This is a genomic window from Streptomyces sp. NPDC043685, assembly GCF_056436585.1.
Map to the genome: position 1 here is coordinate 163,738 of NZ_JBWKCH010000009.1, position 13,091 is coordinate 176,828.

10 protein-coding genes are annotated in these 13,091 nt (G+C 71.6%); 4 read left to right on the forward strand and 6 right to left on the reverse strand.

Annotated elements, in window-relative coordinates:
• Positions 1-2 precede the first annotated feature (2 nt).
• Both AC0665_RS28430 and AC0665_RS28435 read right to left on the reverse strand, forming a co-directional pair.
• Positions 3-572 carry a hypothetical protein gene (locus AC0665_RS28430; protein WP_363119855.1) on the reverse strand — a complete coding sequence of 190 codons (570 nt, stop codon included), beginning with the start codon at positions 570-572 and terminating at the stop codon, positions 3-5.
• Positions 573-585: 13 nt separating this feature from the next.
• Positions 586-1,437, reverse strand: a complete 852-nt coding sequence (locus AC0665_RS28435; RefSeq protein ID WP_478509594.1) for a hypothetical protein — start codon at positions 1,435-1,437, stop codon at positions 586-588.
• A 385-nt stretch (positions 1,438-1,822) separates the two neighbouring features.
• Here AC0665_RS28435 and AC0665_RS28440 point away from each other — a divergent pair, with 385 nt between their 5' ends.
• Both AC0665_RS28440 and AC0665_RS28445 read left to right on the forward strand, forming a co-directional pair.
• Positions 1,823-3,853 carry a hypothetical protein gene (locus AC0665_RS28440; RefSeq protein WP_478607617.1) on the forward strand — a complete coding sequence of 677 codons (2,031 nt, stop codon included), beginning with the start codon at positions 1,823-1,825 and terminating at the stop codon, positions 3,851-3,853.
• 104 nt (positions 3,854-3,957) lie between these two features.
• Positions 3,958-4,617, forward strand: a complete 660-nt coding sequence (locus tag AC0665_RS28445) for a hypothetical protein (RefSeq protein ID WP_478607620.1) — start codon at positions 3,958-3,960, stop codon at positions 4,615-4,617.
• Between the two features lie 56 nt (positions 4,618-4,673).
• Here AC0665_RS28445 and murQ read toward each other — a convergent pair whose 3' ends face one another.
• A complete protein-coding gene (gene murQ / locus AC0665_RS28450) occupies positions 4,674-5,606 on the reverse strand; it encodes an N-acetylmuramic acid 6-phosphate etherase (protein WP_468411822.1) in 933 nt (310 codons plus the stop codon).
• 45 nt (positions 5,607-5,651) lie between these two features.
• Positions 5,652-6,587 carry a MurR/RpiR family transcriptional regulator gene (locus AC0665_RS28455; protein ID WP_478607622.1) on the reverse strand — a complete coding sequence of 312 codons (936 nt, stop codon included), beginning with the start codon at positions 6,585-6,587 and terminating at the stop codon, positions 5,652-5,654.
• Between the two features lie 55 nt (positions 6,588-6,642).
• On the opposite strand from AC0665_RS28455, the gene AC0665_RS28460 reads away from it, so the two are divergent.
• A complete protein-coding gene (locus AC0665_RS28460; RefSeq protein ID WP_468411818.1) occupies positions 6,643-7,026 on the forward strand; it encodes a hypothetical protein in 384 nt (127 codons plus the stop codon).
• Between the two features lie 7 nt (positions 7,027-7,033).
• Positions 7,034-7,321 (forward strand): DUF4031 domain-containing protein, encoded by a 288-nt coding sequence (locus AC0665_RS28465; protein WP_468411816.1) that lies wholly within the window; start codon positions 7,034-7,036, stop codon positions 7,319-7,321.
• On the opposite strand, the gene AC0665_RS28470 is transcribed toward AC0665_RS28465, so the two are convergent.
• Positions 7,291-8,370 (reverse strand): GNAT family N-acetyltransferase, encoded by a 1,080-nt coding sequence (locus AC0665_RS28470; protein ID WP_478607624.1) that lies wholly within the window; start codon positions 8,368-8,370, stop codon positions 7,291-7,293. The two genes, AC0665_RS28465 and AC0665_RS28470, sit on opposite strands and share 31 nt — an antisense overlap.
• A gap of 10 nt (positions 8,371-8,380) precedes the next feature.
• Positions 8,381-13,051, reverse strand: coding sequence for a caspase family protein (locus tag AC0665_RS28475; RefSeq protein ID WP_478607626.1), 4,671 nt, complete (start codon positions 13,049-13,051; stop codon positions 8,381-8,383).
• Between the last annotated feature and the right edge of the window lie 40 nt (positions 13,052-13,091).

Here is a 13,091-nt window from a genome sequence, read left to right on the forward strand (position 1 = left end):
GCCTACAGGTTGCCCATCGGCTCGATGTCGATCCGCAGGGGCGTCCCCCACACCCGCAGCACCTCGTAGTCGGTGAACTCGTGCACCAGCCGGTACGCCATGGCCGCCCGGGGCGCTTTGCGCTGAGCGGCGATGAACAGCTCCGCCTCGCGGCGGTCCCGGCGCGGGGTGCCGCACAGCTGCCAGGTCTGGCCGTTCCACAGCTCCGCCAGCCAGCGCTGCTGGGGCTGCGGGCGGTCGCCGCGCACGCCGTAGCGGGACTGGACGGGTTCGGTGGGCTGGTGCTGGGGCGCGGGCCCGTTGAACTCGTTCCGGCGGGCGGCCCTGCGGCGGGTCTCGCACAGCAGGCACCGGTCGGGGGCGCTCTCGTCGACCGGGCCGGTGGGGTGCTCGGGGCAGCGCGTGGTCGGGGCCGCGGTGCTGACGCTGTCCTCCAGCAGGTCCAGGGCACGCTTCAGGTCGGCCTTGACCTCGTGCAGTTTGGCGTCCGGGGTGTCGGAGCCGAGGGCTTCCCCGTGCTCACCGAGGAGACGGAGGGCACGGCCTAGGGCGGTGAGCTGGGCGTGGTTCATGGGTCCATTGTCGTCAGTCGGCGTAGTCGTGGCGTCGTCGGGACATCGCCGCGCGGATCCCGGCCGCGTGGGCGTGGACCGTGGGGGCGGACAGGGGTGCGGGGGGTCGCGCGGGGGCGCGCTCGCCCCGGCAGGCGCTGCAACGCCCCCCTGGCAGGGTTTCCGGACGCCCGGGGGTGCCGCAGTTCGCGCACTCCAGGATCCGTAGGGGTGGGCGTGGGGCGGGCCGGGGTGGAAGTTTGCCGGTCAGGCGGGTGCGGACGAGGGCGGCGGGGTGGTGCACGGGCGTCGGCAGGCCGGCGGTGAGGGCCCGCAGTACGTCGTCCTCCGCGGCGCCCCGCGCGAACCACTCCGTCACGAGTGGGGCGAGGGCCGCGCAGTCCGCCTCGGAGAGGGACAGGACGGGGGCGGTGCGACCGAGGGCGGCCAGGAGGATGTGGGCGCGGGAGCGGGTGGGGCGTGCTGCCCGCGGCCGCGGTGCGTCGCCGCGGGTGAAGGCGGCCCACCAGTCGTCGTCCCGGGCTGTGCGGGTGAACCACGTTCGGGTGATCCAGCGGGAGCTTCCGTCGTCGGCCGTCACACACTCCCGGCCCCGCCGCAGGTGCCCCGCCTGCTGGAGGCGGTTGAGGGCCGTGCCGAGGGCGCACTGCCCGTAGGGGAGCTGCTTGGCCAGCGTCTTCACGGAGATGTCGGCGCCGTCGGGGAGCCGGTCCAGGTAGGCGGCGATGGCGGCTTCGCGGGGTGGGAGATGGGCGAAGTCGTGGCTCTTGCCGGGGAGTTGGTCGGGGGCGGTGCGTTTGCCGTAGCCGGGGTTGGCCATGGGGTGCGCGCACGGGGTGGCAGCACTAAGCTGGGCGTCAGCCATGGGACCGAAATGTTCCTTCGATCTCGTTGGTTAAGCCCCCGCAGGTGTTGGCGCACCGGGCGGGGGCTGTTGCTTGTCCAGGAACGGTAGAGGTACGTGACTGTCCGTGGCAAGCCGGACGCGTGGCGTCAACTCTCCGGGTGGGAGGGTGGGTTGAGACCCTCCTCCCTTTCCTTGAAAAGAGGGCTCGAAGCCCGGGTCCCGAAGCTCGGGCCGTGAGGCGGGTCGATCGGGAGCCGACGTCACGGTGACGAATTGGTGTCGGGCAGGTGTACAACCATTCGTCGCTCATCGCCGTCGAACTGGCGTATCGCGCATACAGCGGCGTACGCCCCACCGCACGCCTTTCCGCCAGACCCGTCCTTTCACCAGAGGAAGCTGGTTCATGACGTTCCGTTGGCTGTGCGGTGTCCTGCGTGTGCGCGGGAAGACCGATCTTTTCCTCGTGTTCCTGTTCGCCGCCGGCTTCGCCGCCCTCCCCGTGTTCGCGCTGCTCCCGTCGCTGTGGGGGTTCGTTGCCGCCTCGGCCGTGACGTACGCCGCGGACGAGGTCCTGCACACCCGCGCTCCCGCCTTCGTGCGGCGGCTGGCCGCGCTCCAGCTGACCCGCACGATGCGGTTCGCCGTGCGGACGGTGATGCTGCTCGCGCTGGCCGAGCGGATGGACGCGCCGGAGGCCGTGCTGGTGGCCGGACTGGCCGTGTTCGCCGCCCACTTCACCCTGGTGATCCTGTACACGGCGGTGCACCACGCCATCCGGCGGCGGCGCACGCTGCCGGTCGTGGTGCGCAACCTCGACATGAGCGGGGCGGGCATCCCGCAGTCGCCCCCCGCTCTGCTCTACCGGCGTTTCCTGCGCAAGCTGCTGCACCTGGACCTGCCGGCCCATGCCGGACTGCTCGCCGCGCTGGCGGCCGGGACGTGGCAGCCCGCGGGCATCGGCTTCGCCCTCACCGCCGGGCTGACGGTCGCGGCCGTCCTGGCGCTGCTCGGGCAGCTGCGCCGGGCCCGCCGGATGCCGTCGGGGGACGAGGTCATCGCCGAGGTGAACCGCCAACTGGCCATGTACCGGCCGGAGGTGGCGCTGTACTTCAGTTTCGCGTCCGTGTCCCGGGACTTCATGTACCAGGTCAACATGTGGATCGAGACCCTGGAGCAGCTCGACCGGCGGCCGCTGATCATCCTCAGGGAGCGGGCCTCGTTCCGTTACCTCAGTCGTACGTCGATCCCGGTCGTGTGCGTCCCGAAGGCCGACGACGTGGCGCAGTTGGAGCTGCCCGAGCTGCGGGTCGTGCTCTACCCGGGCAACGCGGGCAAGAACGTGCACATGCTGCGCGTCGCCGAGGCCAAGCACGTCTTCATCGGGCACGGCGACAGCGACAAGCTCGCCAGCAGCAACCGCGTGAGCAAGGTGTACGACGAGATCTGGGTGGCCGGGCGGGCCGGACGCGACCGCTACCAGCGGGTGCGGCACGCCATCAGCGACTCGGCGATCGTCGAGGTCGGCCGCCCGCAGCTGTCGTCGATCCGGCTGCACACCGACCACGTGCCGGGGCCGCTGCCGACCGTGCTGTACGCCCCGACCTGGGAGGGCTGGAGCGACGACGACTGCCACACGTCGCTGATCCCGATGGGCGTGACGCTGATCGAGAAGCTGCTCGCCGAGAACGTCCGGGTCCTCTACAAGCCGCATCCCCTCACCGGCAAGCGCTCGCGCGCCGCGGCCGAGGCGGACCGGGCGATCCGGGAGCTGCTGCGCGCCGACAACGAGCGGCGGGGCGCCCAGGAGGCCGAGGCCGCGATCGCCGCCGCCCGGCCGCGGCTCACGGAGATCCAGGCCCGGCTCGGCGAACTGTCCGGGCGGCTCGCCGGTGACGACGCCCAGCAGACCCGCGAGGCCCGCCCGGCCGGCCAGGACGGGGAGGCCGAGTGGCACGAGCTGCGTGCCGAGTGGCACCGGCTGTTCTGGCAGAGCCGGGGCCCGCTCGGGCACCAGGTGATCGTCAAGCAACTGCCCACGCTGTACGAGTGCTTCAACCAGGCCGACATCCTCGTCAGCGATGTGTCGTCCGTGGTCGCGGACTTCGTGGCGAGCCTCAAGCCGTACGTGCTGACCAATGCGAACGACCTGCCCGACGAGGAGTTCCGTGCCGCCTACACCACGGCGGGTGGCGCCTACCTCCTCGACCGTGACTGCGCGCGGCTGCCGGAGATCCTGCGCTCGGTCCGCGAACCCCGGCACGACCCGATGGCACCCGAGCGCCGGGTCCTGAAGGAATACGTCCTGGGCCCGGACCGCCCCACCTCGATGGAGCGCTTCAACGCGGCGGTCGACGCCCTCGCGGCCAAGGCGACGGAAGAGCGGGCCGAGCGCCTCGGCGAGGGGCGGGGGGCGGTCGCCGAGCTCATCGGCTGAGCGGTCCGGGAACGCCGTCCCCTTCCGGCGAGTCGATGCCTCGCGCCCGTTGGATATCGTGACGGGCGCAATCGAACGGGCGAACTGGCAGGGGGTTCGCGGACATGGGCGCGTCCGGGACGGCTGTGGCCGCCGACGGCACCGGCGGCACCGGTGGGACCGGCGGGGCCGAGACCTCGCGGGCGGGGCTGCCCGGCGGGCGCAGGGCGGCCGGTGCCGTGCTGTGGGCCCTGCTGGTGCCCGCCCTGCTGCTGCTCGGTTCCGCGATCGGGCAGTGGGTGACCTGGCTCGGGGTCGTCGTCGTCCTGACGGTCATCGCGGTCGCCGCCTGGCGCGTCGGCGGTGTCTGGCACCGGGCCGGGGCGGCGACGCTCGTCTCCTTCGGCGGGTTCGCGCTGATGCTGTTCGCCGGGCCCGCCGTGTACGAGGCGTACATGACGACGGTGGGACAGCCCGTCGACGCCGTGGTGACCCGGGTGGCCGACCGGGACCAGCGGCGCGGACCGGACCTGTTCTGCACGATCCGGGAGCTCGGCGGGGACCGCAGGACGTACGAGGTGTCCCAGCGGGAGAACTGCTTCGGCCAGGCCGGGCCCGGCGACCGCGTCGAGATCCGCGAGGATCCGCTCGGGTTGCTCGACCCGAGGCTGCCCGACAGCCCCGACCAGCGGAACACCACCGAGATCACCCTCGCCGCCACCGCGGCACTGACCGTGCTCGTCGCCGGAGGCACGCTGTACGGCGGTCTGCGCCGCCGGGGGTGAGCCCGGGTCGCCCCTGCCGGGCCGGGGGGGGGGGCGGTGCCGCCGGGGCTGGGGAGTCAGCCGGCCGCCGCCAGGGCCGCCCGCAGGTGGCCGTCGGACGCCGCCAGGAGCTTGGCCGCCGTCGGGCCGTCCACGCCGGCCAGGATGGTCAGGATCGCGTGCTTCACCTCGCCGTCCGTCGCGGTGAGGGCCTCCTCGATCTCCTTGTCCTGTGCGCCGGTGGCGAGGGCCACGATGCGGTGGGAGCGGGCGCGCAGCTTGTCGTTCGAGGCGCGGACGTCGACCATCAGGTTCCCGTACGTCTTGCCCAGCCGGATCATCGTGATCGTGGAGAGCATGTTCAGGACGAGCTTCTGGGCCGTGCCGGCCTTCAGCCGGGTGGAACCGGTGAGGAGTTCGGGGCCCACGACGATCTCGATGCCGTGGTCGGCGGCGGCCGCGAGCGGGCTGCCGGGGTTGCAGGCGAGGCCGACGGTCAGGGAGCCGCGGGCGCGGGCGTGCTCGACCGCGCCGATGGCGTACGGGGTGCGGCCGGAGGCGGAGATGCCGACCACCGTGTCGTCGGGGGTGAGGGCGAGGCGCTCCAGGTCCGCCCGGGCCAGTTCCCGGGAGTCCTCCGCGCCCTCGACCGAGGTGATCAGGGCGTCCGGGCCGCCCGCGATCAGGCCGACGACCCGGGAGGGGTCGGTGTTGAAGGTGGGCGGGCACTCGGAGGCGTCCAGGACGCCCATCCGGCCCGCCGTGCCCGCGCCGGCGTAGACCAGGCGGCCACCGCGCGCCATCCGGTCCGCGACGGCGTCGATCGCGGCGGCGATCAGGGGCAGCCGGGCCGCGACCGCCGCGGCCACGGTGGCGTCCTCGCCGTTCATCAGCCGCGCGATGTCCAGGGTGGGCAGCCGGTCGATGTCCGCGAGGTCCGGCCGGAAGGCCTCGGTGGTCAGGGACTCCAGCTCGGTCCTGAGGTCACGGGGGTCGGAGGTGGAGGTCATGAACGGCTCTTTCCGTGTCTTTCCGGGCGGGGCGGGGCGGCTGCCTCAGGAACGATGCCGGTGGGCCAGTGCCTCGTACGACGCCGAGAGCGCCGGCGCCGCCGTCTCGTACGTCCGCTGCGCCACCCCCACGAACAGGCAGTCCACCACGAGGAGCTGGCCGGTGCGGGACGACATGGCCGCCGGACGCAGCTCGCTCTCCCGGGCGGTGGACGTCGTCAGGACGTGGTCGGCGTACTGCGTCACCGGGCCGTCGGGGCGGCCGGTGATCGCCACCGTCGTCGCCCCGCGTTCGAAGGCGACCCGCAGCGGCTCGATGACGTCCCCGGTCGACCCGGAGTGCGTGATGGCGATGGCGACATCGCCCGCGCGCAGTTGCACGGCGTTGGTGACGGCGAGGTGCGGGTCGCTGTGGGCGTGTGCCATCAGCCCTATGCGCAGCAGCTTCTGCGTGAGGTCCTGGGCGACCAGGCCGGACGCGCCGACGCCGTACACATCGGTGCGGCGGGACGCGGTCAGCGCGGTGACGGCCGCGCCCAGCTGGACGGTGTCGAGGCCGGCGGCCGTGTCGGCGAGGGTCTGCTGCTCGTCGTAGGCGAGCTTGGCGACCACGTCGGCGATCGGGTCGTCCACCGCGATGTCCGTGGTGATGGCCGGGGCGCGGCCCGACTGCTGCTGGGCGGCGAGGCCGGCCAGGGCCAGGCGCAGGTCCCGATAACCCGGATAGCCCAGCAGGCGGGCGGTGCGTACGACGGTCGCCTCGCTGGTGCCGGTGAGTTCGGCGAGGCCGGTGACCGTGAGGGCCGCGCAGCCGGCCGGGTCGCCCGCGACGGCCTCGGCGACGCGCTGCATGGAACGCGTCATCGACGGGCCCAGGGTGCGGACCTTGGCCGCGAGGGCGGCCGGGGCGGGCGGGGCGCCGCTCGCTCCCGGGGGGCCGCCACGCTCACGGGCGAAAATTTCCTTCACGTCTCGGGTCACGCTTGAAAGATATTTTCGGCGCGGCGTTCGGGTCAAGAGTGCGCACAATGGGTGCATGGATCCCATCAGCCCCCTGGAGCAGGCGCTGCACGCCGCACGCGCCCTCGTGCTGGCCGACCTCGTGGCGGGACGCGTCGCCGACGCGGACGTCGTCTCCCTGGTCGAGGAGTCCGTCAAGCAGCGGCGGTGGTGGGTCGAGCAGTGGCCCGAGGGTGCACGGTACGTGGCCGGACTGGTCGCGCAGGACGTGCAGGACGCCCTGCTGGAGCGGTACGGCCGCTGGCCGCTGTGTCCGGTCTGCGTCACCGGCGGGCCGCACGCGCTGGACGTGGAACCGGAGTTGGGGCCCGACCCGCACTGGGTGTGCGGCGAGGCGGGTGTGAAGGTCGCCGCCGTGGGGTCGCTGGGCGAGGCCCTCGGCGGTCCGGCGTCCTCGTGAGGCCCTGGTGACGATCTACATCGACCCGCCGACCTGGCCCGGCCACGGCCGTCTGTGGTCCCACCTCGTCAGCGACGTCTCCTACGAGGAACTGCACACCTTCGCCGAGCGCCTCGGCGTGCCACGCCGTGCGTTCGAGCGCGACCACTACGACATCCCCGACGGGCGGTACGCCGACGCGGTGCGGGCCGGGGCCGTGGAGGTCAGCAGCCGCGAGGTGGTCCGGCTGCTGCACGCGGCGGGGCTGCGGCGGCCCAAGGGGCGCTATGACTCGCGGGGTTCGCGCAGCTCGTAGGTCAGCAGCTCGGGGTCCTCGGCGACCTGGGTGAACCCGGCCCGGGCGAGCACGTTCTGCGACGGCAGATTGTCCCGCTCGACGTTCGCGACCACGGTCCGCGCCTCGTCCCGGTCCAGCGCCCAGGACGACAGCGCGCGCAGCGCCTCGGTGGCGTAGCCGTGACCACGGGCGCCCTCGACCAGGTCGTAGCCGACCTCGACCCGGCCCGTCTCGTCCGGGACGCTGTGGAACCCCATGGCGCCGATCGCGCGGCCGTCCTCGCGCCGGACCAGCACGTACATGCCCCACTCGGGCCGGTGGACGCCGTCCTCGTACTGCTTGTACACCAGTCCGGCACCGACCCGGGTGCCCTCGACCGGGCCGCCCTCGATCCAGGCGAAGCCGCCGTCCCCGACCGTGGACAGGTCGGTGGCCGCCGCCGGTGTGACGCCCTGGAGGGTGAGCCGCTCGGTGCCGATCACGAGGTTGTTGTTCCACCGCCATCCGGTGACGGGCGGGCGCCCGGGCAGCTCGGCGCGGCCGGTGGCCCACAGCAGGGTCGACCACGGGGTGGGTCCCGGCTGGACGTGCGGGAAGATCCGGGAGAGCACGAAGTCGCACAGCTCGGGCGCCGGTTCGTAGGACAGGCCGAGCCCCTCGGCGATGTCGTGCGTGTGCAGCAGCACCTCGGTGACACCCATGGCGGCGAACCCCTCACGGTTCGCGCTGCGGAACGGGTAGGGGTGGAAGGCCCGCACCTCGCGCGGGGCGGTGCGGACCGCGGCGGCGAGCAGGGCGCCCATCGTGCCGATCACCCGCAGCGCGCCCGCGTTGCCGGTCCCCTCCTCCAGCGACATCTCGAACGGCGAGTACCCGTCCTGCTCCCGCCCCGCGAGCTGCCCCGCGTACGCGATGAGGTCCTCGGCGATGTGCACCGCGGTCTCCCGGCAGCTCCACTCCAGCCGCCCGGCCCGCGCCCCTTCCCAGTCCCGCTCGACGACGGCCCCCAACAGCCCCACGCACTCGGCGACCGCCTGCTCCACCTGTTCCGCACCCGTTGTCCGCATGGGGGGCAGGCTACGAGGGCGTGAGGGCAGGGGGCGACGGGTTTTCCTGGCCGGGGAACCAGTCCTCGATCTCGTGACGCATGCCGAGCTCGGTGGCTTTGAAGGCGGCAGCTCGGAGGGTTGTGGCAGCCGACATGGCTACGACGGCCAAGGTGACCAGGGAGAGCGGAGGGTCGTCGGGACGGGTGGTGGGGGAGTGCGTTTTGGTTGTCAGCGACCGGTACAGGTCCGTTCCCAGTTCGCGCTCTCTGAGCCAGGCGTCGGAGGGGGGCACGAGGTCGTAACCGAAGGCGGCGAGGATCCCGGCGGCTCCGTCACCTACCGCTGCCACGACTGCGGGCGACAGCGGACCGTACGAGGCGGGGTCGCGGAACGGCCCGTAGGTGAAATGAGTGCTGTCGGAGTAACCGGTCGCGGAGAGGGCCTCGGCAGAAACGGAACAGCGATAGCCCCACTCGGTGTAGTGGGAGATCGCCTCTGCCAGCGGGATACCTGCCCTTTGGGCGCTGCGAGCGACTTCGTCAAGGCGCAGAGGACGGTTGGGGTTCAGCTTGACGTTACCGTTGACAAGTCTGGTCTGAACCGGGGACGGCAACTGCTCTTCGGTGTCGGGGACCGTCTCCACTGTGTAGCCGAGCTCCCTCAGCCGCGCTGCGACCGTTTCGACGGGCCTGTGAAGGCGGCGGGCGACGGCGGTCATGTAGAGGAGTGAAACTTCCTGGTCCACCCAAGGCCGCTGCGCTTGGTAGCGGAGGAGGGACCGGTCGTCCTCCGTGGGTTCCGGGATCTCCGCAAGGTTGCCGGGCATCATGAACCCCAGCCCGGACAGGAGATCCGCGATGCGGAGCACCGTCGTGTCTGTTTCATGAGCCAGCGAGACCAGTTGGGCCCGACAGACGTGCAGGGCCTCCTCCGGGGACGGCGGTGTGGCGTACGACAACCACAGGCGCGTGAGGATGCGTCGCTCCTCGGCGCTCCAGTGCTCCCGGACCGGGTGGTCGGTCGGTACGAGGAAGCCCAGTTCCCGAAGTCGCTGCGCGGCCTGAGTGGTGGAGCATCCGCGGTTCATCGCACTGAAGCAGATCTGGGGCCCGGACAGTGCAGAGCCGGGAGTCAGCCATCCGCCAAAGCTGCCCACCTTCCGCAGCAGCGGCAGATCCTCGTATCCGGCGGCGAAGCCGGCCAACGGCTCGACCTCATAGCCCAGAGCAATCAGCCGGCCGGCGATTTCGGCAGGCGGGCGTTCGACCCTGGCACTCAACTGGAAGACGTCAGCCACGCTCAGCGGCCGGGCGGGGTCGCGCCAGTCCATGAGGCTTCCCAGGGTCCTCACCGCATCTCGCCACAGAGGCTGCTGCCTTCGCCACTCCCTGAACGAGATGTCCCACCGGCTGAGGCTGGTCGTCAGCAGCCGCATATCCGATGGCCTGGCGCGCAGCTCGTCGGATGGATACGACCCTCCAAGCATGACTGCGCCCCCGAGGCCAGCCCTGTAGAGCGCACGAAGCCGCCAACACAGCACCGAGGGAGGGATGTTGTAAAAATAGCGTGCGATCTCCGGTCGGCACCCCTCCGGGTAGGCGCCGGTCACCAGGGGAGCCAGATCGTCATCAGCGGGGAAGTAACCGATCTCGCCGAAAGGTACAGAAGCACCTGCGATCGGCCACCTCAAATCTGCATCCTGGGCATGCTCGGTCACGAGGTCCCCGAACCACAAGGCGTACATACTGACTTCGTTGAGCCAGGCCGCATTCGGAAGGGCGAGACCAGGGCGCGCCACGCTAGGCGCGACGGCGGTCATCAGACCCCTCACATAATGGTGATCGAAGGAGCGAACCTTCTTGCGGTCCACGGTGAGGACCGGCGCGTGCTCACCGTGCAGATTCACGACGATGCCATGGGGGAACCGGTGCTGCGTCTGGAAGGCCGGGTCCGACTCCGTCAGCAGGCCGTCCGACAGGACGATGCCGCTGTGGTCGATCCACCACAGATCAGGAGAGCCGGACGCGATGCACACGGGGTCCTCGTGGAGACGCCCGGGCTCAAGCTTGCCGATCTCGATTCCGAGCCCCTGGAGAGACAACTCCCCCGGCACCCACTCGTGCCCCCGGGATCCGTGCACTGCCGACGTCCGATACGGCGCCACCCATAGCAGCCTCTGCAACGCGTCCACGCAGGACACATGTTTGCCCTGCCGCGACAGCAACAGCCGTACCGTCGTTCCCGGCTCGGTCCCTTCTCCCAAGTCCTCCACCCGGAACAGATTTCCCGGCCCCGCGATCGTCACCTGAAGCAAACGCCCGGGCCTGCCGTCGCGCCCCATGCGGCAGGTACGGACCACGATCTCGTCGGCCAGCATGAAGTAGCTCAGGACGCCGATGCCGAAACGGGAGTTGGGGTACAGCCTGAGCTTGGGCTCCGGGAGTTCGCTCCAGGCGACCTGTTCCTCGATGTACTCGGGCAGGTCGACGAAGCGGGTGCCGCCCTGGGAGAAGACACTGCCGAGCTCGGTTATGCCCATGCCGATGCCGTTGTCACGGCACTCCAGATAGGGGCGGCCGTCGGAGCCGACGCCCTGGGCGAACTCGATCCGGCCCTCGAAGGGACCCGCAGCCTGCCCGGTGCGCTGGAGATACTGCGTGCGGCAGTCCCGATAGCGCAGCGCATCCAGAGCGTTCTGGTACAGCTCGCGGACCGCCAACTCGCGATCGCCGTAGAGCTGTTCGCCCATGAGGAGTTCCTGGACGCGGTCCTCGGCGAGTTGGAAGCGGATGCCGTCGGAGAACTGGTCGGGCGTGTTGCCGTCGAGGCGCACCCGGCTGCCGTCGGCGTAGGGCGGAAGCCCGCCGAGCGTGGCCAGGGCGGGACTGTCGCCCCGGTTGATCTCCCGGAGCAGGACGTCCACGCGGGCGGCGTGCTCCCGCAGGGCGATCTGGACGGCCGGGTGGGTGCACACCGCGTTCAGGGAGCGTCCGACACCGGAGTGGCGCCAGTCGGAGCGGCGCACGGTGGTCAGGAGTTCACCCAGGTCGACGCTGTCGTAGATGCCGATGTGCTCCACGACGATCTCGGGCAGGTCGATGGGGTCCACCGCCATCGCGGAGGCGCCTTTGATCAGGGCGGAGACCAGGGGGACACGTACTTCGTGCTCATCACCGGTGGCGGCGGCGATGACATCGTGCTCCTCGTGGGACGTGGCACCCACAGGGCGGGCAACGGCCTGGCGTACCGAGAACGGTGCCGTGCGGTGCTCCTTCAGCAGCCGCATCAGGCGGTCCGCGGAGAGTGCATCAGCCACCCAGGGCGGTTGGTCCGAGCCGCCCGTCACCTCCCCGAGGAGGGACTTGAGCGCCTCCGCCGCGTACAACTCCGGCTGCTGGATCAGCCAGCGGTGGAACAGCCACCAGCGGATCTGCTCCACGGAGTCGCGGGCCGTCGGCTTGTCGTGCAGGGTGAGCAGTCGCCGCTTGAGCCGTGGGAAGCCCTGGCCGAACTTGCGGAAGCGAGTATGGTCCGGGCCGGTGGCGCAGCCGTCCGTGCCGAGCACGCCGGCGCGCTGTGCGGCCTCCTGGGTCCAGAAGGTCTGCTCGACCAGGGGCAGCAGGACCGCCAGCGCGGCCTCGGTCGGTGACAGCTCGGTGCCCTCGGTCAGCCGGCCGCTGAGGAAGCCCAGCCTGTCGTGGGCGCGCCGGGACAGTTCGGCGTCGTGCCAGGGGTCGTCGCGCAGGGAGTGCACAGCGTTCTCGTACGCCGTGGCAAGGCGGGACGCCAGGGCTGCGCAGGTCTCCTGGAGGTGGCGGCGGGCGGGGCCGTCCGGGGTGCGCTGCCAGATCGGATGCCGTTCGGCCGAACGGATCCAGGGGTGTGCCTCGGTGCGCCGGTCGGGACCCGGCAGTAGCGGGAAGTCCTCGCCGCCCGGAGCGGCCGCGGTCTCCGTGACGACGGTGACCTGCTGCGGTGGGCGCACCTTGCCGTAGGCGCGGTGCAGTTCCTCGACCCGCGCCTGCACCTTCGCGGCGAACTCGCGCAGCCGCAGGGCGTGGGGGTCCCCCGCGATCGTGTCCGCGAGGGCACGGGAGAAGAGGCTGAACGACTCGCCCGGTTGCGTACCGGGGTCGAAGCCCGGCCGGACCGTCTCCTGCTCGCCGACGAACAGGGCCAGTTGGGGTGCCGTGCAGGCGTGCACGTACGCCACCTTGCGCCGCAGCGCGTTGGCGACCTTGCGCCGGGGCCACGGCTGCACTCCGGGCGGCGCCGCCATGGTGTCGCGGTCGATGCCCTCGCGGCAGGCGTCGACGAGGAAGACGACATGAGTCGCCGGGGAGTCCTCCAGTTCCCGTTCCCAGCCGATCTCGATGCAACTCTCGGCGAACACCCCGACGTCGAACGTGGCGTCCTCCGGGATCAAGAAGTCCTTGCCCTCGAAGTGCTGCCCGTGCCCGCTGAGCAGGATCAGCAGCGTGTCACCCCGGCCGGCGTCGCGCAGAAAACCGCGGATGCGCCCATTGACTGTGTTGGGCGTGATGCCGCGTTTGCTCTCGACGATCTCCGCGGCCTGGAAACCGCGCTCCAGGAGCACGTCCCGGATCCGCTGCAGGTCGTCGCGGACGAACGGCAGGTCCTGGATACGCGGGTCGTCGTACTCGCTCGCCCCGATGAGCAGGGCCTTGTGCTGGGACATGCGCGGCGGGGTCAGGCGGGACGGACGGATTCGGCCCCCG